General features: G+C 47.0%; 17 protein-coding genes. 9 read left to right on the forward strand and 8 right to left on the reverse strand.

The window, feature by feature from the left end; genetic code table 11:
• Nucleotide 1 precedes the first annotated feature (1 nt).
• Nucleotides 2–763 (forward strand): hydroxyacylglutathione hydrolase, encoded by a 762-nt coding sequence (gloB, locus tag H6626_05515; protein ID USN48552.1) that lies wholly within the window; start codon nt 2–4, stop codon nt 761–763.
• Here gloB and H6626_05520 read toward each other — a convergent pair.
• Nucleotides 760–1,116 carry a nucleotide pyrophosphohydrolase gene (locus tag H6626_05520; protein ID USN48553.1) on the reverse strand — a complete coding sequence of 119 codons (357 nt, stop codon included), beginning with the start codon at nt 1,114–1,116 and terminating at the stop codon, nt 760–762. The two genes, gloB and H6626_05520, sit on opposite strands and share 4 nt — an antisense overlap.
• A gap of 166 nt (nt 1,117–1,282) precedes the next feature.
• On the opposite strand from H6626_05520, the gene H6626_05525 reads away from it, so the two are divergent.
• Nucleotides 1,283–3,424 (forward strand): hypothetical protein, encoded by a 2,142-nt coding sequence (locus H6626_05525; protein USN48554.1) that lies wholly within the window; start codon nt 1,283–1,285, stop codon nt 3,422–3,424.
• Nucleotides 3,425–5,071 carry a hypothetical protein gene (locus tag H6626_05530; protein ID USN48555.1) on the forward strand — a complete coding sequence of 549 codons (1,647 nt, stop codon included), beginning with the start codon at nt 3,425–3,427 and terminating at the stop codon, nt 5,069–5,071. It abuts the gene before it with no gap.
• A 28-nt stretch (nt 5,072–5,099) separates the two neighbouring features.
• Here H6626_05530 and H6626_05535 read toward each other — a convergent pair whose 3' ends face one another.
• The 4 genes from H6626_05535 to H6626_05550 form a co-directional block, all read right to left on the reverse strand.
• Complete coding sequence (locus tag H6626_05535; protein ID USN48556.1) at nt 5,100–8,582, reverse strand: VCBS repeat-containing protein; 3,483 nt, start codon at nt 8,580–8,582, stop codon at nt 5,100–5,102.
• A 269-nt stretch (nt 8,583–8,851) separates the two neighbouring features.
• Nucleotides 8,852–9,211, reverse strand: a complete 360-nt coding sequence (locus H6626_05540; protein USN48557.1) for a type II toxin-antitoxin system PemK/MazF family toxin — start codon at nt 9,209–9,211, stop codon at nt 8,852–8,854.
• Complete coding sequence (locus tag H6626_05545; protein USN48558.1) at nt 9,156–9,389, reverse strand: AbrB family transcriptional regulator; 234 nt, start codon at nt 9,387–9,389, stop codon at nt 9,156–9,158. Before H6626_05545 ends, H6626_05540 begins: the two co-directional genes overlap by 56 nt.
• A 60-nt stretch (nt 9,390–9,449) precedes the next feature.
• Entirely contained in the window at nt 9,450–11,282 is a 1,833-nt protein-coding gene (locus H6626_05550) for a HAMP domain-containing protein (protein ID USN48559.1), read from the reverse strand.
• Between the two features lie 146 nt (nt 11,283–11,428).
• Here H6626_05550 and H6626_05555 point away from each other — a divergent pair, with 146 nt between their 5' ends.
• The 3 genes from H6626_05555 (at nt 11,429) to rpmG (ending at nt 13,258) form a co-directional block, all read left to right on the forward strand.
• A complete protein-coding gene (locus H6626_05555; GenBank protein USN48560.1) occupies nt 11,429–12,505 on the forward strand; it encodes a ParA family protein in 1,077 nt (358 codons plus the stop codon).
• Entirely contained in the window at nt 12,505–13,002 is a 498-nt protein-coding gene (locus H6626_05560) for a hypothetical protein (protein USN48561.1), read from the forward strand. The genes H6626_05555 and H6626_05560 overlap by 1 nt, the downstream gene beginning before the upstream one ends.
• 73 nt (nt 13,003–13,075) lie before the next feature.
• A complete protein-coding gene (rpmG, locus tag H6626_05565) occupies nt 13,076–13,258 on the forward strand; it encodes a 50S ribosomal protein L33 (GenBank protein ID USN48562.1) in 183 nt (60 codons plus the stop codon).
• A gap of 38 nt (nt 13,259–13,296) precedes the next feature.
• On the opposite strand, the gene H6626_05570 is transcribed toward rpmG, so the two are convergent.
• Complete coding sequence (locus H6626_05570) at nt 13,297–14,100, reverse strand: hypothetical protein (GenBank protein ID USN48563.1); 804 nt, start codon at nt 14,098–14,100, stop codon at nt 13,297–13,299.
• Nucleotides 14,101–14,673: 573 nt separating this feature from the next.
• Between H6626_05570 and H6626_05575 the strand changes: the two genes are divergently transcribed.
• Entirely contained in the window at nt 14,674–15,570 is an 897-nt protein-coding gene (locus tag H6626_05575) for a hypothetical protein (protein USN48564.1), read from the forward strand.
• Here the strand turns inward: H6626_05575 and H6626_05580 are convergent.
• Nucleotides 15,545–15,721 (reverse strand): hypothetical protein, encoded by a 177-nt coding sequence (locus H6626_05580; protein USN48565.1) that lies wholly within the window; start codon nt 15,719–15,721, stop codon nt 15,545–15,547. The two genes, H6626_05575 and H6626_05580, sit on opposite strands and share 26 nt — an antisense overlap.
• A gap of 162 nt (nt 15,722–15,883) precedes the next feature.
• On the opposite strand from H6626_05580, the gene H6626_05585 reads away from it, so the two are divergent.
• Nucleotides 15,884–16,573, forward strand: a complete 690-nt coding sequence (locus H6626_05585) for a hypothetical protein (GenBank protein ID USN48566.1) — start codon at nt 15,884–15,886, stop codon at nt 16,571–16,573.
• A 6-nt stretch (nt 16,574–16,579) separates the two neighbouring features.
• Here the strand turns inward: H6626_05585 and H6626_05590 are convergent, their stop codons facing one another.
• Nucleotides 16,580–20,809, reverse strand: coding sequence for a PAS domain S-box protein (locus tag H6626_05590; protein ID USN48567.1), 4,230 nt, complete (start codon nt 20,807–20,809; stop codon nt 16,580–16,582).
• 403 nt (nt 20,810–21,212) lie between these two features.
• Between H6626_05590 and H6626_05595 the strand changes: the two genes are divergently transcribed.
• Nucleotides 21,213–22,121, forward strand: coding sequence for a hypothetical protein (locus H6626_05595; protein USN48568.1), 909 nt, complete (start codon nt 21,213–21,215; stop codon nt 22,119–22,121).
• The last annotated feature ends 44 nt before the right edge of the window (nt 22,122–22,165 follow it).

Consider the following 22,165-nt stretch of genomic DNA (forward strand, 5'->3'; position numbering starts at 1 on the left):
CATGGACGTGCATCTGCTCCCCGCATTTAAAGATAACTATATCTACCTCGTTCACGATCCCCTTAAACATATAAATATCGTGGTGGACCCTGGCGATTCCGACGTGGTGAAAATGTTTTTATCGGATCGACAATGGGACCTCCATGCCATACTCATCACTCATCACCATTGGGATCATATTGATGGTGTCGAAGAACTTCAAAACTCCTTTAAATGCCAGGTCATTGGCTCGGTATATGATCAATCTCGCCTGCCGCCCCTCACTCAGAGGGTCCAAGGAGGTGACTGCCTTGAAATAGGCTCTGCGTCCATACAGGTTTTGTTTGTGCCAGGTCATACCACTGGACACATCGCCTACTATTTTTCTGATCAACAGTGGCTGTTTGTGGGCGACACTTTGTTTTCTATGGGATGTGGTCGCATTTTTGAGGGCACACCGGAGATGCTGTTTAATAGTCTGCAACAGCTTTTGCTTTTGCCTGATTCTGGAAAAGTCTTCTGCACCCACGAGTACACGCTCACAAATGCCAAATTCGCACTTCAGTTTGAGCCAAACAATCCAGATTTGCTTTTAAGAATAAAGCAGGCCGAGGCTTTGCGCGCAAACCACCAGCCCACTCTACCGACGACAATCATGCAAGAAAAGGCGACCAATCCCTTTTTGCGACTTAAAAGCCCTGCAATCAGGCAAAGTTTAAACATGGCTACGGCCACAGACCTTGAAGTTTTCACCCGACTTAGAGAGCTTCGAAATCAATTTTAAAGATCTGTGTACTTTTCAAATCGGCCTTTTGATTTTTCAATGGGGTACTTGGCTGTATTTTTTTGCAATTTATCATAGAAAGCTTGAGTTAAATCAAACTTGTTTCTTTGCGAGAACCGGAGCAAGAAAAACAAAATATCTGCCAACTCTTCACCCACCGCTTCTCGCTTATCAGAATCTTGCAGGAGGTCTTGTGCCCGCTGTTCGTCCAGAAATCGAAAATGCTGTAGAAGTTCGCTTGATTCTGTAACAAGGCCAATAGCCAGATCTTTCGGACCATGAAATTGGTCCCAGTCTCGATCGGTGCAAAATTGAACCACAGATTCAGTCATTTCTTGTAGAGTTTTTTCCATAGCTGGGCACCATAGTCGGGTACAAGCTAGAAGGCAATCCCGGCGTGGCAAGATGCACGACTTCGGTCTTACGACTCGGCGGCAGTCTAGATTTCAAACAGCCTCCTAAAACCTATTACGTTTTAAACACTTGCTACCGATAGAGACTATGAACCTGGAGGAACTCATGCGTCGAAATATTGTTCGCCTAGTAATAGCCATGTGCATATCAGCAGCCGGCTTTTTTGGCACCCATGTGTGGTATGAAAACGGCCGTGTGGCACCTCTTGTGGATCGAAATCAAGCCGTTCTGGCCCGTCTTGTAGAGCACGTAAACGAAGTGGAACGACGCCCACTTTCGCAACTGATGTGGGAAGTTATCGGCCAAAACGAAAACCTCCACGCCGGTGAATCCATTCGAACCACATCTAACTCTGAAGCCCGCATTATGTTTTTAAGCACGGGCGCTGTTATTGAACTTGAACCCGACTCAGAAGTTATTATTGAAGAAAGTGCCGACGGTATCGCCCTTGATTTCTTAAAAGGTAACCTTTTTGTAAAAAGCGGCACCAAAGGTCAAGATACTGGCAAAGGCATTACCCTCAAGTCAGGAAATAGTAAAATTGCTCTTAACAAAGCAGATATCAGTCTTTCAAAAGCAAAAGAAAGCAACAAAGTGGATCTTCAGGTTTTTGGCGGAACAGCTGCCGTAACCCAAGGAGATAAAACCATTCAATTGGACGAAACCAAAGCTGGTACTCTCACCACCACAGGCGTTAAAGAAACTGAGGAGATCATTAATATTCTTGCTCCAACACCTGGTGAGCCTGTTTATTTTGATCCAGACAAAAAAGAAACTGTGACCTTCACTTGGGAAAAATTGCCTAAGGGCTACACAGTAGCTCTATTGGGTGGAGCTCGGCGCACAAAACTTAAAGAAATCAACAATGTTACTGCAAACGGCGAAACCGGAACTCTTTCATTCTTACCTAAAAAAGTGGGCAAGTTTTATTGGCAGTTAGTGGCAAAGTCGTCCCAGCAAGATCTGCCAGAACGAAAATCTAAAACTCTTCCCATCGAACTTGTCGCGAAAACGGCGCCAGTGCCTCTCTCACCCGCACCCAATGAAAAATTAGCTCTTGAGGTGGAACAGCCCAACGTGGAATTCAACTGGACATCTCCCATGCCTTTTGAAAACTACTTTATTGAAATCGCCACAGACTCACAACTTAAAGAACAAGTGGCCAAACAGTCTATTGAAAAGACTGTGACTTCGTTTTCTTTTAAGCCCAACAAATCGGGCAAGTACTTCTGGCGAATCACCGGATATATGAAAATAAAAGGACAGCCCGCTGGTATTTCTAGCGGCATTCAATCGTTCACAGCTCAAGTGGGCATTAAACTGCTGCCTCCTGAGTTGCGCTCGCCCGTGGCTGACCAGGCACTGCCATTTCAACAGGTGCAAGCTAAGGGTATCACTTTCTCTTGGGACTCTGCTGCCGGAGCTGAAAAGTATCGCGTTGCTGTCCAGACCGTAACAAAAGAAGGTCTCTCTCAACCCGAAGTGAAAGAATTTTTCACATCTCCTGGCAAATGGGAGTCAATGAAACCCGGCACTTATAGATGGACCGTAACTAGCCTTGGTGCAAAAAATAAAATTTCTGATCCCTCGCCGGCCCGCCAGTTTACAGTGAACACCCTACCTAAAGTCAATTGGGTGGGCGGCCCAGAACCCAGTGAATTTTTGTACTTTACAAACAAACCCTACTTGCAGGCCCGCTGGATTCCTGATGTAAAAGGAGCAAAAGCCTGGCGCGTTCGATTTGCAGTATCTGGCTTTCTTGATGAAGAAGGCAAGTGGATTAAGACCGACAAACCCTACATCCGAAAATACGTCAATGGCAACGGCACCTTTGATGTGGAAGTCGAAGCTTTAGATGACAATGGACAAGTGATTGCAAGAAGTAGTGTGAAACAAATTGTTGTTAAAGAAAAGCCCCTACTGCCACCACCCAGCTTTGCTAAAAATATCCCCGAAGTTATTAAATCAGATAAAAGCGGTAACTTAGATGTTCAGTGGCTGCCTGTGGACGGGGCTGAATCCTACCAAGTGATTTTGCAATCACCCGATGGCAAAGTGCTGCAAGAAAAAAAGGTCACGAGAAGCTTAGCCTCGCTGAACAAATTAAAACCCGGTAATTATAAGGTCTCTGTAAAAGCCATTGATAAACACAACCGACCCAGTAAGGCCGGAGACACAAAAGAAGTGAATGTGCCAAAGGTCAGTAACATTGCGGCACCAAAGATTAGAAATATTAAGGTTAAATAGTTGAAAACATACAGTGCATATGTATTGACATTAATTTTAGGGATTGGGTTAGCGATGCTGTCGCTGAGTCCTGCCCATGCCGCAAAGGCCCGTCGCTATGTGAACTTAGAGTGGGAACCTGTGGAAGATGCCACACAATATGAAGTGACAATCACCCGCATTCGCAAGGGCGGCGAGCGAGCTAAGCCCAGCACTTTTAAAGTGGGCGAAGCCAAGTGGCGAGGGCAAATTAACCCTGGCAAATACGAAATGCTATTACGCTCCTATGATGACCGCGGGGTGCCTGGCGGCTGGAGCGAGCCGGTCTTGTTTTTGGTAAAAAATCCGCCACCCGCACGCATTTACCCCACACCTGATCTCGTGATTGAAACTAAAGAGGCTTCCACATTCGATGTGGAATTTCAATGGCAATCAGAAGAAAATGACAGCGGCTTTCGTTTAGATATTGAGTCCACCACGGGCGACTTTAAGAAATCTTATAAAGTATCTGGCACCTCTAAGGAAGTGGATTTGCCTGTGGCTAACACATACAAGTGGCGAGTGACCGCTCTAATGGATGCCGATGAAGAAGTGGGCGAAATGAGTGAAGCCATGGACTCTTTCACTCTAAAAGGTCAAAGTCTTGATAAACCCACAATTAAAACTCCCATGTCCTCTATCGTTGAAACACTCAGCTGGAAGCGCCCTGAACACGCCGAACACTACTCTTATGTTTTAAGTACAAAAAAGCCAGACGGCAAATGGAGCGTGGTTGATAAAAATGAATCTTACCAGCTGAACAATCTCCCTTTTGATTTGTCTCGTCCAGCCGGCGAATACCGACTAAAAGTGATGGCGCACGCCCATAATCGGGAGACCTCGTCGGATTCTATAGAGTTTACCTCTGCCGGCAACTTAAGAAACCCTGCCGCCATTGAAGCGGCCAAACTTAAAGAGTCTTTAAATAAACCGACACCCTTTTATTTTATTGCCAGTTACTTTTTAACAAATATGGCCTACCGCGGAGCTAACTTTCAAGAATCCAGCGGCCCGACGGATTTCAGCGCTATTGGCGGAACTGGGCGTTTAGGGATGGGCTATATCCATCCCCGCTCATCTTGGGGTCTATTTGCCATTGCCGACATGAGTGGCTTCACCGTTGTGGGTGAAACATACACCTTTTTATCAACAGAAGTTCATGGGACATGGACAAAAGATCTTCCCGGCGCCAATCGTCTGCAAGTCACTGGTGGGTTCTACTCTAAAGATCTTCCTGAGGCCATTGGGACCGCCTCAATCGGTTCAAGCCAAGGGACATTCAGTAAAATGAACACCCTCACCGCCTACGGTGCCCATGGCGGTGTGATTTACCAACGGCCCATATCGTCTCGCCTAGGAATAGAACTCAATGCCCGGGTATATCTACCCATCGAAGGTGACAACCCGAACGGAGTCACCCCCGAGTCAACGCTCTCTTACCAATTGGGTATATTAGGATCATTAAAACTGAATGACAGAACTACGGGTTATGCTGGATACTCAAGACGCCTCGACACACACTACTATCGAGCCCAATCTACGGGCAGCAACCCCGTCACTGAAGGCACCAATAACGAAGTTGAGATAGAGGGCAACTACCTCAACTTAAAACTGGAATACTCGTTCTAAATCAAATTCACACAGGAACGGCTCAACGTTAGTAAAACCGCACGCGGTTAGGTGATGGATAATTAAGAGGCGCATCTAATACACCCAACTGCCCCTGGCTATTAGAGCCCCAGCAGCGAACACCTAGGTTGACAATAGCACACGTGTGCTCAGAACCCGATGCAAAGCCATTCATTGGCCCAAGGCCACCCACCAATTCCGGGTACAAGGATCGATGGTCATAGCCTCCGAGCTGGCCTCGGCTGTTATTTCCAAAGCAGTACAGGCTGTTGCCACCACCTTCTGCACGACTGATGCAGGTGTGGTTGCGCCCCAAGCTTAGATCATTTGCATTCATTACAGGTGTTTTTGAAATGGCATCCAAAACATTCACGGGTTGGTCAGACTGATTGTCGTTTCCATTGCCCAGCTGCCCATCCCAACCGGCACCCCAGCATTGTACACTTCCATTACTAAGCTGCGCGCAGGTGTGATAATCGCCGGTTTCGACATTAGATGCCGAAGTCATCACATGTTGAGCGTACAATTCATCCATATTGTTATTAACAATGCCTAGCTGGCCATTCTCGTTACCGCCCCAGCAGTAGAGGTTACTACTTTCATCTAAAGCACAGGTGTAATTGGAGCCGGCGGATATTTTTGTGATTTGTTCGAGCTCCACAAATCCACTATCTTGGGCCCAATACGTACCGGGGTATTGTTCCCAATAATCATTCCCCATTCCGTTGGCAAAACGCCCTTGACGCTGCTGGCCCCAGCAGGTGACGCCTCTATCAAGGGTGGGAAATCCCCAAGCTCGGTCGGCCACCAAACAGGTGTGATCACGACCAACGGCAATGTCCTGAACATCCGTAAACGGCTCCCCGCTGGAATTTCGCACTAATCTTGGTGGCGACCACTCGTTTTCGTTGGCGCCACCAATAGATAAATTTTGGAAGTGGTAATATCCGTCATATTGTACGCTGACTAAATCGTCATTGGGCCCGACAGCGACGGCATCCTGGGTCGACATGGATACGGAGTAATAAATGGGTGAGGGTTCGATGTTTTGGAAAACTCCCCCTGACCCCAGCGTCAACTTAAATATTTCACCGCCAGACGAATAGTAATTCAAAATATCTTTGATGCCATTTTTATCAATATCGACAAGCTCAATGGTTCCCGAATTAGAGCCAAGCTCAATGTCTCCGCGAAATATCAGATTTGCGCCATCAAAATTGTACATTTTGGCTCGGCGCTGGGAGTACTCATTAGTTTCCGCAATTATCTCGATGACGCCATCACCATCTAAATCATTGGCAAACACTTTGCTGATCGTGCCCCCCAAATCATCCAGATACGTGCCGACAACATCTACTCCGCTTGATGCGTTGTCGATTCGATAAATTCTCAATTGATAACCAGACGAGTGATATATGGCTGCCACGTTGAGCTTTCCATCTCGATCAAAATCAGACATTACCATCCCGTCAAGATGCCCGCCGCCGCCACCGCCAAGGTCAATGTTCAGTATATTATTGCCACTTGACCCAAAATATCCGGTCCCGTCATTTTCCTGAATGGATATATAATTTGACTGATTAAACACGAAATCCAAATCGCCGTCAGAATCAATATCGCCAACTTGATGAAGGCCGCCACTACTAACGCCACTAGAAGTAGCTGCGCCAAAAGTCCCATCACCATTTCCCGTGACCAATTTGAAGTTCGAGCCCGCTATTGCAGCAATATCATCAACCCCATCATTATTGAAGTCACCCACATGAAAATCCATCACTGAAGAGCCAAAAGCTACAGGTATGGATGAACCCAAATTCGAAAAAGGTGCCAATTTGACATAGGAACCCGAAATCCACGCGACATTTGGATTTCCATCTAACGTGATCGATCGATAAAAGTTCCCACCCGATTGAGGAATGGCCCCGCCAGAGGGATAGATTCCATAATTTCCGACACCCAGAATGCGATTATTGTTGTAGCCCCAGCAATAGGCTTCTTTTGTACCAAAATTATTTGTAATAGCGCAGCCATGATCATAGCCGAGATCCAGCTTCTCCACATTGCCGGGCACTGATCCCACGACCACTGGAGCTGTGGGATTATCTGCATTGTTTTGCAGAGGTGAATGACTCATACCTTGGCCCCAGCACACAATTTCAGAATTTAAGGTCGCTGATTGATATTTCGCCACACAACCGCCATTATCATTGGCTGCCACTTTTGATAATATCTCGCCCGGATTCAATAGGGCTGGCAGCTCGCGATCAGGGTTTCGGTATTCTTTCACGGCCCGACTTCCTACCTGCCCCTCGGTGTCACTGCCCCAGCAGACAACACCTTGGCTTTCACTGACAGCACAGGCAAAGTCAGAGCCCACAGCTAAATGAGTGGCGTCATATAAACCCACAACGAGTTTCGGAAACTTTTGATTTTGGCCATCGGTATGGCCTCGGCCCAATTGGCCACTCCAATTGGCCCCCCAGCAGTAAACTTCGCCTGAGGATTTTCTTGCACAAGAGAAATTTTCGCCCGACGCCACTTGGACTGCGCCCTTAAACTCAGTGCTATTTTCTTCTTTCAGAGCCGTGGCGTACAACTGATGGTTTGAGGACATGGTCGACAGAACCACAGCCGTTGGCCCGGCTGAATACATCTCCCCGGATTGGCTGTTTTCATTGGCGCCCCAGCACAAAATACCAGAGTCTTGCGCTAGCGCACAGGTGTGACGGCCGCCGGCAGAGAAGCTCACTATTCCAGTCAAATTGACGAGATCGTTGTCTTGAACGGCACGAGGAATATAATCTTCGCTGCCATATCCCCCGTCACCAAATTGCCCCTCATAGTTTCCACCCCAGCACTTCACTGAGCTATCTTGAGCCATGAGTGCGCAAATATGCGAGTCACCCACCGCAACCTTTAAGGCTTTTCCTGACAAAGAGTTCACTTTCTCAGGCACCCCGTGACTGGCCCAATTAGATGTATCTTGAGAATACAAGTAGCCCCAGCAATACACATCGCCCGACTCGTCCACCGCGCAACTGGCCTTATCACCCACATCTAAAGATATGACCCGTTCTAGACCTGCCACTTTTACCGGCTTGGAATATCGATCTGGAAGCGTGGCTTGACCTACCTCACCACTGCCACTTTCGCCCCAACAGAAAATTTCTTTTGTATCGGTCAGCGCGCAAACATGGTGTTCGCCAATACTGATCTGACTCACTCCTAGTGTGTTTAGAGTTTGTAGCGGAGCTAGCTCTACTGGCTCAGAGGAGTAATCGCTCAATTTATCATTGTGGCGACCGATGATTTCACCCCAGTTAGATCCCCAACAGTAGGCCATTCGGTCTTCGGTCACCACGCAAGCCGTTCGGTCACCCGCCACCAGAGACTTCACTTTCACGGATTGAGAGAACTGGGTCCCAAAGGTTGGAACCACATTCTCGCAGGCGCCAAAAAGAAGCGGCGCTAACAGCATCCCAAAAAGACGGGCAAAGTATTTTTTATTCACGATGATAACCTCTTGTTCATAAGTTCAAATCACGTACTCACTCAACATTTTTGACCCCGATGTGATTGCTAGTTGTACGCACTTTGGCCTAGATACTTGTCGGCTACTCACTCATCAACTTTAGTCTTAGGGATGAAAATCCAGAAAAAATGACGCGCTCGAATTGATTTCGAGCCAATTTGAGACAAAGGGTCTCAGTCCGACACATGCCGACATGCATTGAGCACATTCTCGCAACATCTGGGTTGTTTTAATTTGATACGGGAGGTTTAAAGCTTTAAATACTTTTTCAACTTTGCCTTAACAGCGATTTGGTCTTTTTTTTCTAAGTGGCCCACCTTTTTTTTGATGAGACCCTCGTCCAAGGTGAAGAGCTTCATTCTCACCTTACATGGCACGTAGAGACCTGATTTCTCCAAGTCAGAGATGGGTACGTCAAATTTCCAAGTGGCGTTGACTGCACTGGTGATCATGGCCAGTGTTCTTGTCTTCTGATCAGACTCTGATATCACCAATGCCGGTCGATTTTTTGTCTCGCGTTTGTCTGTGAAAGGAAATGGGACCACGACAATATCAAATATTTTGTAAGTGCTCAAAGGCTTCCTCGTCTTCCTGTGAGTTCCACTCATCTAGCAGATCTGATACAGCCGAATGCCACTGCAGGTCCAGGCCTTGAGCCTTTCGAACCACCACTTTGTCGTTCTCAATCTCATACACAATGGAATCCCCTGGACCCACAGCCAGAAATTCTCGAATTTCTTTAGGCACGCTCGCTTGATTTTTTGAAGTCAGCTTAACAGGTTTCATTTGGCCATGGTATTACAGTATTACTGTAATGTCAATCCAGCCCATTTAAAAAGAAGATATTTATGAAGCCACTTTCACTTTATCGGCGGATTCGGCTTCGTAATCAGAGTACTCCGTTTGCACTCGAACTTCTTCGCCGTTTTCGATATAGCCGCGAACTTTAAATAGCGTGAGAGGCTTACTTTTACCCTTCACTTCGGCAGATCCTGCCTTTTCTAAAATAAACTCTTCGTGGACGGTGTCGGCAATTTCATCGCTCAAAAGTAAATCCGCACCAAAAGCTTTTGTTGAGGCTTCAATACGGGCCGCCTGGTTCACGGCATCCCCGATCACCGTGTACTCCATGCGCTCATCAGAGCCAATGGTACCAGAAATTACATACCCCGTGTGAAGACCCATACCGATTTTCAATGGCACTTCGCCTCGAGCGGTTCTAATTTTATTCAGCTCACCAAGGGCTCTTCGCATTTCTACACAGGCCCTAACGGCATTGTAAGAGTCTCGATCTGTGGGCTCTGGAGCGCCCCAAACAGCCATGATGGCATCACCCACAAACTTGTCCACCACACCCTTATGACGGTTAATAATTCCCACCATGATTTGGAAATACTCGTTTAACATTTCCACAACTTGTTCTGGAGTGTGACCTTCACTGAATTTTGTAAAGTCACGAATATCACTAAAAAACACGGTCACTTTCTTTCGGCTTCCACCCAGTTGTAAATCACCTTTTAACATATCTTCAGCTACACTGGAGCCATGGAACTTATTTAGAACGTTTTTCATCTTGTCCCGCTCTTGCAGACCCAAGACCATCTCGTCAAATGCAGAAGACAACTGCCCTACTTCATCCCAAGAACGCACATTTGACTGCACAGAAAAGTCCCCTTGGGCTACTTTCTTGGCCGCATCCACTAGCCGCTCAATGGGTGATGTCAGCGTCAGCGAAAAAACGAAAATCACGAAAATCGCCGCCGACAAACCCCAGCCAGTAAACTTAATAGACGACCGCTTCACACTGCGGGCCACTGCGAGAAAGCTATCTTTTGAAGCCTGCACCACCACGATTGGACCAATAGCCGTTCGTGAATAAGCCGCTGTGTATTCTTTGCCCTCTTCTTCGATATCTTGTTGCTGAGATTTTGCCTCGGGATTTTTAAGGGCACGAGCCACCACACCCACTTCAGCCATGGACTTCATATCAAAAACCCACTCCTCTTCAGGGTGAGCCAACAATCGGCCGTCTTTGTCGACCAAATAACTCCAACGAACATCTTTTTTTCGAAACACCTTTTGTAGGCCATCCATACGAATGTTGGCCACAGCAATATGACTCACGTTATTGTAATCATCTTTTATAAAGGGGATGCCCACTGTAAATAACGGAGCACCATTTTTTAACGAAGCATTGCGAATCTCAATGGAGCCAGCAAACACGGCCGCTTCATGGAACGTCTTATATTGTTTCTGGTAGGCCTTGATTTGATCTATATAGTTAGCGCCCAAATTATAACGCTTAAGGAATTCTTCATTCACCACTCGAACAGGATCTTTACCATCTTTAGTAATAACCTCCACCGAAACCAAGTCATTGTCCCGACGAAACGTAAGGTCGAGGGCCTCAGATGACTTCTTACCCGATGTGGCCATTTGCTGCACCAGGGTGGCAATCACCTTTATTTTATCCACATAACTGACAAACAAGCGCTCCACATCGTCAGCGCGAGCCCCGGCCTGAGCAATATTGGTCTGTTTTTGCGACTGCACAAACTCGGCCTCAAACTGCTGCACCGATTTTAGTGCAATGGGCACAGCCACTGCGGCCACGATCGCCATGGTTAGAGTGATTAACTTAAACGAAATTGGAATGTTGATATGCGCTTTGTGTTTCACAAGCCTTTGTTCGGACGGCCACACCCACAGCCTGAGGCCAGTTATTGAGATTTAGACCTATGATGAGTCTGGATTTAACAGCCATCTAATTTGACTCGACTTAAGTTATGGCCTTTAATGGGAAAAGCTTAGCATTTGGAGGGCCAATGAGATATTCCGCCAGTAAATTAAGTAAGATCTTCTCTGCCTCTGAAAATCTCCTTTCCGCTGAAGAAATCCTAGAAGCCGTGAAAAACAACGGGCTCCCCATGCCGCCTGCAGGCAGCAAATCCTGGACGGTAGATCAGGTACCTCGCCTTGGTGAAAAACTGGGCTATCTCCACCGCCCCCTTCGCCCCCAAGTATTTTGCTTTTTCGTAACCAAGGGAGGGGTTCTTAAAAGTTCTCTCACCTTAAACTTCGCCCGAATTTTAGCACTTCATAATATTAAGACCTGTGTGGTGGGTCTTGATATGCAAGGGGACATCACCACATCCTTGGGTTACGACTTAAATCTTGAAAGCGATCTCGACCTTGAAGAAGCCCTTCAGCGTATCGGCAGCGTACGAGGCCTGCCCGACCTATTTTATGGTAACGTTGAGCTCAATGAGATAGTGCTACCCACAGAGCTGCCCTCTTTATATTTTATTCCTGAAACACCTGAGTTAGTTTCACTAGAAAGAAATCTCACTTACAGAAACCGGCGGGAGTTCTGGCTAAAAGACTTTGTTGTAGACCCGCTTAAAGAACAATTCGACGTGATTCTTTTAGACGGCCCACCCAACTGGAACCAACTGATCACAAATGCTTTGGTGAGCTGTGACCACTTGATTTCGCCCCTTGAGTGTAAAATCAATAACTTCCGTAATTTCAAAATGTTCGAGACCTTTATTAAAGATTTCCAAAGGGATCTCAAGCTTCAACTAAACCATATGTTTATACCCACTCGACTCAACCCCAATCGAAAATTGAGCCGCGAAATCAATGATTGGTACCACGATAATCTTACTGGTTGTGTTGTTGGCGCTATTCGCGAGAGCACCCAAGGCGAGGAGGCGACAGCCATGCACCTGTCTGTTGCTGAATACGCCCCTTCCTCACAGGCCGCCCTTGAGATGAAGGACATCGTTGCACAGGTTTGGAAGTCAGCTGAGGCAACCATAAATGGCCTAGACAAAACTTTGCAATCTCACTCGCACCCGTCGCAACAAGAACAGACCAATACTATTGAAGGAGGTCTATAGTGGCGTTGGGATTAAATGACTTAAATCGCGGCAAAAAAAATAAGACCGCCGACCCGAAAAAATCATCAAAGAATCAAAGTTCAACCCGTAAGGCGGAGTCTTCGACTGCGGGTGAACTAAAAAAAGTTGTGACCACTAAAAACTCGGCGGGCCCATATGCACCCCCACCCAGCCCCACCTCCCATGAGCCCCGTGCTGCGGCCAGAGAAATGAAAAAACCCTGGCAAAACCCTGAACCAGATACCCACATTGAAATGACAATGCCCGAGGCCAACGACCCCGCCTCTAAAGCAGCGGCTTCGCCCGACCTGCAAGATGCGGCGGAGTCGGTGATCGATGAGCTCATCGCTGAGGGCGTAATGGCCCTCACCAAGGGGTTTTTGGGATTCGGACAGTGGATTCACTCCATTGAAGTGCAACCGCGCCTGAGGATTCCCGTACCGCCAGTATTTACGCAAAGAGAAGTTACGCGCCCCTCCAAAAACAGCAAAAAGTAGAAACACTTGACTTGGAGCAGTAATTTGCTGATAAACACAACCTCGCCGCAAGGCTGGTTTTGGAGGATTTGGAATGGCTAAGAAAAAAGGCAAAATCAGAATTATCACCCTAGAATGCACAGAGGCTCGAAAAGAAGGCAAGCCGCCAAGCCGCTACACCACAAAGAAGAACACTCAAACTCATCCTGAGCGTTTAGAAAAGAAGAAATACAATCCCTTTCTTCGAAAACACACTCTTCACCGCGAAATCAAGTAAGCTTTCTTTGTCTTGATCGCGGGAAATGCCGCTCTTATTTAGAGGCAGCGGCTTTCGTGTCCCACGCCAAACACTGTTACCTCCCAAAGTAGCTCAGCTGCTGGGGCCGCTGTTCGCGTGAGGGGATCAATCGCCAGTCGATCCGTACTCACCGCCTGCAACGTGAGTGCACCATCTCGGTATTCGCCCTTGGGGCCCGGATGATTTCGCTTCACACAAGCGGGGTCCACATTAATCACCTCACCTTTATTTAAAGCATCGGGCAAAAACAAAACACTTAGTTTTTTTAGCGGGATTTCACCTGGTTTTGGCGAGTCACTCATCGTAAAAATGGGTACGCCTTGCAGACTTGAGCGATTAAGAGCCTTGAGCTTACTTGCATAATCTCTGGCAAAATGAATGCGCCCATTGATTTCCAGCATGGCCCCAGGTGAGTGTTCTTCGTTGGCCACCAAAAGCACAAACGACTTTGGTGTTTTCCATTGATGGGGTGTCAGCGCCGTTAAACCCTCTTCGACTCCAAGAATATCCACAGAACTTCGGTCAAGAAGACTATCAAAGCCCGCCAGATGCCTCAGCACCTCGCCGCTGCTGTAATCAAAAACTCGGTCCGCCACCGTCAGGTCCAATCGCCCCTGTTTCGGTATAGTCTCACTATCTAGTCTTGCCGACGTTTCACTCTCCTCTGCCTTGGCTTGCGCTGCCCCCGCCTCTGACAACAAAGCACTGGTACTATCTGGTCTAATAAAAAAACCAAAACCACCACAGCCTTGATGTATAAAGGGAAAGGACAGAACGACAAATAACCAAGGTAGAGACCACGTACGAAAGTACGCCACCATAAATCCCTCCTCGTTTTCAAACCTATATTTGTGCAAGGGTTAGGCCCGCCAAAGCCCGCTTTTTGCGTTAAAATTCTGGTCCAAGTGTCAATTGGCCACATTCTATACAAAAAATGACCCATTGCGACATACGATTCTGTGCCAGGCCCTAAATCGGGTCACAGGGCGTCAAGATGGCGACATCCAAGGAGAGCGGCGATGCCAGCATCACGATGTGCATGGCGCATTGATTTGATGTAGAGACAACAGAGGTTGTCGAACAGCAAATCAATGAACTCAAGTTCGAGCGCTGGTGCGTCCGTGCCAATTGCACGGCGCAGAAGGGTTCGAACATTCCTTATATGGGGTTGCGGCACGAAAGTGACGCAATCCGAAGACGACATGCGGCCACTCGTGCCGCTGGCATCGCCGCGCTCCTTGGATGTCGCCACCTTGACGCCCTGTGACCCGATTTAGGACCTGGTACCGAAAAGCTCAACCTATTGGCCCCTTTTTCCGATCAAGAGCGCGAAGGGGACTGCTTTAAATTTCAAGAGACCCCGTTACGGCAAAAAACCGTTGAAAGGTTAAACTTTGAGTTTTTACTTAAGGCACTTATTTATTTTTGTAGCCAGTGTGGCCATCCCGTTCAGTATTATGGCTGAAGCGAGCGAGGTGCGGCCCTTGCGATCTGCTGGCACTGATGCCACGCGGAGCCCCGATAGTGAAGCTGAAGGGGGGAGGCCCTTACGGTCCATTGCCACTGAAGATTTGCTGCCTCAATGGACGCCCGCCCCCGTGTTTCCTGCTTTTGAGAAAACCATACCCGCACCGCCAACACCAATTCCATCAAGACAGCGTCGTTTGTTCACAGACAAGCTCATGACCGAGATACAAGAGCGACACGAAGAATTTTTTGGACACAGCTCCACCACTCACCTGAACTTGGAATTTCCTGATTACAGTGATTTTGAATTTGGACATGAAAGTCGCCTTTATCACGGTCGCTTTATTTACGAAAATGAACGCACCCAAGAGTTTGGCACTTACTTGGCGCGACGAGTGGTGGAGTATGAGGCCGATATATTTCTACAAAGCCAATCTCACTTGCGCCCCATTTATAGAATCAAACGAGAAGCCACAAAAGTGGAAATGCAACTCACTGAAGATGTAGGCATCAAAGCTCAGTACTCAGTAGCCGGTCATTTTATTGTTCTCGACGTGGTAAACCCTTGGGTTACATCTTATGTTACCTGGGAGTTTACCGTCAGTGAGATTTCTGAAATCCTTTACACTGTCAAAAAACCCCTTCCCAACAACTATTCAGCAGAGCTAAAGGTGAAGCAAAAAGACGGAATTTTCGCTCTTGTTGGGAAAAAGGCCTTTTCTTCAAACCTTGAGGGCGTGTTGACCGCATCCACTTACTTTGAGCCCACAGGAACAACTGAAAGGGATCGGGTTCTACTTACCGGGATAAATTGGATTTTTTAAACACGCGGTAAAACTTACGTCGATATCGTCGATCCCGCTGATAGGATTTATAGGCAATCACCAATACCAGGGTCAAAAAAGCCAGCAAAAATACCAGACTTCCCAACCCAGCCGCATCACCAATTTCTTTAGGAAAACTATCTAAAATCATTAACCTACACCAATAACAAAAATCTTATGTAACACCTTTTCATCACTAATGATGCAAAAAGTCAAGGTCGATTGTAGCGCAAAAAAAAAACATTCAAGGCCGGGCAAATTTTCACCGATAGGAACTGTGAGTGGAACGAATCATATGAAGGGGCACTAAACCATGTCTATGCTGAGTCGATACAAAAAAGCGGGGGGCTTTGTCCAATTACTAAACCTGATTGAGACCCGCGGGCCAGAAAAGAGAGAAAAGTTCTTACAGATCATCGAAGAAGAAAGCCCCTACTGGGCCGAAGCCATTCGAGAAAAGCTTCTCTCCATCGACCGAATAATGACTTGGGATGAAAACACGCTGGGTGAAATTGCCGTACGACTGCCCGAACTAACTTTGGCTACTTTTTTACATGGCATACAAGAAGAACACCGCGAGAAAATTTTGTCCACGTTCACCCATACCCAGCGCAGGCATATTGATGATTTTTTCGATTCCAAAACCCCAAGCGCTGGGGAGATCAATGCCACGTTGGTTAAGCTCCTCGAGCTCACACGACACATGATCACTGAGGGCGAAATCAAGCTCGACCGAGTAGACCCAGGCCTTGCCATTCATGAAGACATTGAAGAAGAACTAATCAAAAAAGACAACGAAGCAAAAAAAGGCGATGAAGACACGGCTCACTTAGCCAGTATAGATTTGCCTGATGTGGCCTCTGGCCAGAGTGGACCAGGCAACACTATTGATTTGACGAAAATCAAACAAAAGCTGACTCAGCTAAGTAAAGAAAACCACACGCTTAAGCAAGAAAACCGAGTGCTCCAAGAAAAGATCGCGCAAATTCGAAAAATTGTTTAGATGACCCTAAACACCCGGCAGGGCATCTAATGGATCGGGACCTTCTGCGTTCCGACTAGAAAGTCCCGTATGAATCCGGCGCGACAAGCTCCATAGAGATTTAATTCGGCTTGCGATACCCTCCTCATCTATGCGGTCACTTTGAATCCCCTCACTGCAGAATACTTCAATTTCAGAGGCCAATTGACTGACTAGAGGATACCCATAACCACTACCGGCACCTTTAAGCTGATGCGCCACTGACTTGAGCTCCAACCAGTCATGGTTCAATAAAGCTTTATCCAAAGCATTCAGCCGTTTCGGAAGATTGGAAACAAATTTCGGCAAGATGGTCGAAATCACTTCATCTTCAGAATATTCTGACAGCAAGGGCTCTGCTGGATTTGATGGCATTAAAACGCCTCCTCCTGAAGATGCATTTAGTCCATTGTCTTTCGAGACAACAGTCAAGGGATAGGATGACGTTCGGCGCTCTTTGCGCACATGTTTTGCTATGGTTTTTGCGAGATTCATGGGTTTGACAGGTTTACTCAAGTAGTCAGTAAATCCCAGTTGCAGACACCGCCCTTTTTCTCCTTCCATAGCATGAGCGGTCAGCGCGATGATGGGCAGGTGGCAGTGGGCGGACCGCAGCATTTTTGTGGCATCATAACCATTGATCACTGGCATTTGAATATCCATTAGGATCACATCAAAATCTGCTTCTAAATCCAGTGCTTTTGATACAGCTTCGCCACCGTTGCTGGCCACATCCACCTCTGCCCCTTCACGCTCCAGAATCGCTCGCATCAAGGCTTGGTTATCTTCGAAATCTTCTGCAAGCAACACGCGAACATCTGTCAATAAGCGCCCTGGAGAAGGGGCTTTTGGACTTGATGATGGTACCGCAGCCACATGTTCTATGGGACTCGCGAGAGATTCCACGCGAAGTGTGGTTGTGCGAGCTCCGGGATCTAACACCAATGAGAAGGTCGTACCCCGTCCTGGTCGACTCTCTTTGAGGTAGAGATCGCCACCCAGGTGTCTGGCTAGCCTTCGGCTGAGAGCTAATCCTAACCCGGTTCCACCATATTTACGCGATATCGAACTGTCAGCCTGAGTGAAGGGTTCGAAAAGCTTTTTTTGTTGGCTCAGGGTCATTCCAACACCCGTATCTGATACTTCAAAATAGACAAAGGGATATTTTCTGGCGCCACCAGCATCATCTAAACGCACCAATATTCTAATCTCACCTTCATCTGTAAATTTGATGGAATTGCTGATGACGTTGGCCAAAATCTGCTTGAGTCGAACTGAATCGGTGTGAATGAACGTCGGAATCTCACCTTCAATATCGAGCTTTATATTTAAATCCTTATCCCGGGCTTTTAAGCTAAGTTCTGCGATCAGTCCCTTTAAGAAATCCGGAAAATCAAGCTTTCGCATATCTATAAACAGATATCCTGATTCCACTTTTGACAGATCTAAAATGTCATTGATCAAAGCCAATAAATTCTGGCCGTTTCTGCGAATAATATCTATGTACTTGTTGCGTTTTTCATCCATTAACTCTGGATCTAACAGCAAGTCAGAATAGCCAAGCAACACACCCAATGGAGTTCGAATCTCATGGCTCATGGTCGCAAGAAACGTGGTCTTTGCCTTATTTGCTGTATCAGCGGATTCTTTTAGTCGAATCAATTCTTCTTCATATCTTTTAGATTCTGTAATATCGCGGGCAATGCCAGAATAATATTCCACCTGGCCCGCTGCATTTTTATGGGCCAAAATCAATTGGGATACTGCTACTTCTCGCCCTCGCCGACTGAGCAGCGCCATCTCACCGTGCCAGACACCTTCTCGCTGAGCCTTTGGCAATGCCTCTTCATCTAAAATGTTACAGGCCCATTTGGGATAAATGTCGGCAACGGAAAGATCCGACAGCTCATGTGAGTCCTCAAGATCGAGCAGATCTCGTCCAGCTTTGTTGATAAACATACATCGGCCCCTCTCATCCATGAGAAACACCACGTCTGTGGTGGCCTGAAGGATGGCCGCCATTCGGTTTTTCATTTCAATAACGCTGCTTTTGCTTTCTTTTTCTTGGCTCAAGGCTTCCATAGTTGCCGTCAACTCTTGCGTTCGTTCGTCCACAGCCACTTCAAGACTGGCATATGCCGTCTTCAGATCTTCTTCGGCCCGTTTTCTAACATCAATATCAAGCCAGTACCCAACCATCTCTACCGGTTGACCATTTTCATCGTGCACCACTCGTAAACTGTCACGCATCCATCTGTATGATCCGTCTTTGTATTTGTATCGATACTCGTCTGTGTGCTCTCCCTTATCAAATAAAGTCTTCAGCCCCCCTTTCACTCGCAACAAATCATCAGGGTGCACTCGAGACTCCCAAAAATCGGGGTCATTCAAAAAGTCATTGGCATCATATCCCATAATGTCTTTAATATTGGGGCTAATAAACGCGGGCTTAATGGTTTTACCTACGCTCAAAGTGTAAATCACGGCTGGACTATTGGTAATCAGGTATCGAAATCTCTCATCAGAAGAGCGCAGCGCCCGTTCTTGCTTTTTGATGTCCGTTCGATCAAGCACAAAGGCAACGCCCTTTGTTTGTGCAGCATCAATAAACCGCGCTCCAGCCACCACATCAAAAAAACTACCGTCAGCCCGACGGCAAATCTGTTCACAGGGATTAAGTTGCCCATCATTCATCTGCAGCTTAAGATCTTCTATTGACTCAATCCAAATGAGATTGGGCCAAGATACTCCTCCTGCCAATAGATCATCTCGTGTGAATCCGAACATCTCAAGAAAGCTATCATTGGCATCCAACACCTTTCCGTCAGCGGACCATACACAAGAGCCAATAATATTGGCGTCTATTAATTGCCGCGAAAGCTCCACGCTCTCTCGAAGGTCTTTTTCTACTCGCTTTAGATCTGTGATGTCATGACCCACCGACTGGAATTCAATCACCTCACCCATCTCATTGGTGATCGCCGTGTCAGTCCACTGTTGCCAGCCCAGATGGCCGTCAGGATAAGTCACCTGGTGCTCAGCCGTTCTCTGCCCCGGATTGATTTTTAACTGCTCAATTAATCGCCTGAGGCCCGGCCGATCTTTTTTAGGAATAAGTTCAATGACGTTTGAGCCAATCAATTCTTCCCGGGATTTCGAGAAAAATCGGCAAAACGCATCATTCACGTAAGTAATATGTGCTTCGGGGCTATATCGACAAATAAGCTGTTGCTGTGCTTCTAAGATGGTTCGATAGCGTTCTTCAAGTAGACTCATCCTTTGCTCGAGGCGACGCCGGGCCGTCATGGCAATGACCACTGCCAGTGACATCATACACACCATCAACAAAAACACCTGTAAACCCAATGAGCTTTCCACTGGATTGAGAGAGTTGTCTAAGACCGCATGCACGCCAGTGAGTTGATCAACCACAGCCACAAGCACCACAAGAGCTAGTCCTGTAGTACCTCCTCGCTCACCAAAGCGAAAGATTGACCAGAGAACCAAGGGCACCAACAGGTAAGGCCAGCTCAAGTCGGCCAATAACCAGTCACTCACAACCCATGCCGATACCAAGAAAAATACCAACAGAAGGATCATGGCTTCAACAAGGCCCCAGCGCCGCCACTCCGAGCGTTTGGCTTGGCTCCAAACTAGAACCAGAGGAGTAAACACCAATATACCCAAGCTGGTCCCAAATGTTCTCGATACAACGGATATCAAAAAAGAATCTGGCAAAAACTGGGGATTCAACGCAGCCACCTTCAATGTCCCCGTATAGATGGCCCAAACAACACTCACGCCCAATGTAAACAGCAACAGCCTAGAGTACTCACGCAAGCTGGTGATCAATTCCCTGGCTGCCGTGGCCCCAAATTGATGACCCAGCCAAGAGATAATGCCCGTAAAGCCCACAGCCCATAAAAGTGATACCGAACCAATTAACCACCAAACAGCATCTGAGTTGGCCCAATAAAAAAAGTACGCAGCACTGACAAAGCTACCCAGGAAAAGTCCCAAAATCACTCGACGCCCAAATAACAACGACGCAGCTAATGCCATCCCAAAACCCGGATAAATGGCCGACGAACCCACATTGGGCATATACAAATAGGTACAAAGATAACCCGACAACCCCAAAGCTAAAGCTAAAAACAAATTAATTTGAAGATTCACCCGAATTGAACTTATCGATAGAGATTTAAGAAATCGACTCAATTTAGCCCCCGACTAGAAAAACGCATTTCTATGGATGAACCCAAGTGCAAACCCCAGTCCAACTGCGGGTGACAAGGAACACGGCTGGGACATCGGCTCTATCGTTTAACTTGTATCTGAATATGAAGAATGTTCACTTTCAGAACCGCACCGAAGCCAAACACACTCTCCCCTTCTGCAACACCCAGATACACCATGTAACACCCTGAACCAGCACGGGGCGATCAAGAGGCTTTCCTTTCGCCCACAGGTTTTTTTGCACTGGCAAAAAGATTGCCTCTCAAAGGTGGTGATGTATAAAACCAAGTACTACTTGTTGATTGCTTAAAAAGGTCGTCAAATGGAACGTGTGTTGCAGACCAAAAAAATCTGGGTGCCCCGGGTAAGAGACCTCTTTGTATTTTTGGCATTACTCTTACCACTTAAAACTCATGGCACTCCGATCCCGAGTCCGAAGGAGATCATCTGTTCGGCTCTGTTGAGCGGAGATGAGTCTCCTGAGCGAGCTCGATTCTTGAATGCCTACGAAGAACTCTTTCCGCAAATTAATGAATACAATCGAATTTTGCAGAATCAACGATATCTCACCTATGAACTCGCCGTCGCCTCTGTGGCCGCCCGCCCAAAAAACTGGATGGCGATGCTATCCCGAATTTCAGATAAAAATCCAAATATCAAAAAATTAAAAAATCGCATTCATCGAAGCGCCCAACTCCTTGAGCGGGCGCGGCCATTTGTAAACTCTACGGAACAGCAAATTCAAAACATCGTGTCGACCTGGCTGATGGAGGATGTTCCGGACTTTCGATCAAACCACTGGAATATCAAACACCTCTCCTACCTCAGCGAAAAAACATTGGCACTTTCTGAAAAATTGAATCGTGTCTCTAAACACGCCTCCAATGTCTTAAAAAAAATGCCATTGATGAACTTACCTGAGATTCGCCTTTCTGAGGAACATCAGGAACGCCTATCTACAACCCAATCTCATTTTGTTCGGCTGTTAACCATTGCAGAAAAAAAAGGGGCCCACAATATCGAGACTGAAGAACTAGTCGAGTATTTGGAGCAAACCCTATGGAGCCTCGAAGGGCTCAGCGAAGAACTCATGCTCGGGGTGAGAACTAATTCTCCGGGAGAGTCCTATAGCCGGATTCGAAGCGTCACCATTGGCCTGCAGTTTTTACAACAACAAGCCGATCAGCTTCTGGGTGAATTAAACCAATCCATTGAAAAACTAAACCAAAAGCAACAGAAATTTCTGTGTGCCACCCTAGAGCTGTGCGCTGATTACGCTCCTTCATTGAAATAACAGCCATTATCGTTTAGGCTCAACCCTTCACATACAATGGAGGT

This window comes from Pseudobdellovibrionaceae bacterium (assembly GCA_023898385.1).
Taxonomy (GTDB): domain Bacteria; phylum Bdellovibrionota; class Bdellovibrionia; order Bdellovibrionales; family UBA1609.

What these genes read in the sequence shown, in the direction of transcription:
- H6626_05545 (USN48558.1), bottom strand. Translation starts at nt 9,389, where the DNA reads ATGAAACCTGTTAAGCTGACTTCAAAAAATCAAGCGAGCGTGCCTAAA.
- H6626_05570 (USN48563.1), bottom strand. Translation starts at nt 14,100, where the DNA reads ATGGTGGCGTACTTTCGTACGTGGTCTCTACCTTGGTTATTTGTCGTT.
- H6626_05580 (USN48565.1), bottom strand. Translation starts at nt 15,721, where the DNA reads ATGATTTTAGATAGTTTTCCTAAAGAAATTGGTGATGCGGCTGGGTTG.
- rpmG (USN48562.1), top strand. Translation starts at nt 13,076, where the DNA reads ATGGCTAAGAAAAAAGGCAAAATCAGAATTATCACCCTAGAATGCACA.
- H6626_05540 (USN48557.1), bottom strand. Translation starts at nt 9,211, where the DNA reads ATGAGTGGAACTCACAGGAAGACGAGGAAGCCTTTGAGCACTTACAAA.
- H6626_05525 (USN48554.1), top strand. Translation starts at nt 1,283, where the DNA reads ATGCGTCGAAATATTGTTCGCCTAGTAATAGCCATGTGCATATCAGCA.
- H6626_05520 (USN48553.1), bottom strand. Translation starts at nt 1,116, where the DNA reads ATGGAAAAAACTCTACAAGAAATGACTGAATCTGTGGTTCAATTTTGC.
- gloB (USN48552.1), top strand. Translation starts at nt 2, where the DNA reads ATGGACGTGCATCTGCTCCCCGCATTTAAAGATAACTATATCTACCTC.
- H6626_05555 (USN48560.1), top strand. Translation starts at nt 11,429, where the DNA reads ATGAGATATTCCGCCAGTAAATTAAGTAAGATCTTCTCTGCCTCTGAA.
- H6626_05585 (USN48566.1), top strand. Translation starts at nt 15,884, where the DNA reads ATGTCTATGCTGAGTCGATACAAAAAAGCGGGGGGCTTTGTCCAATTA.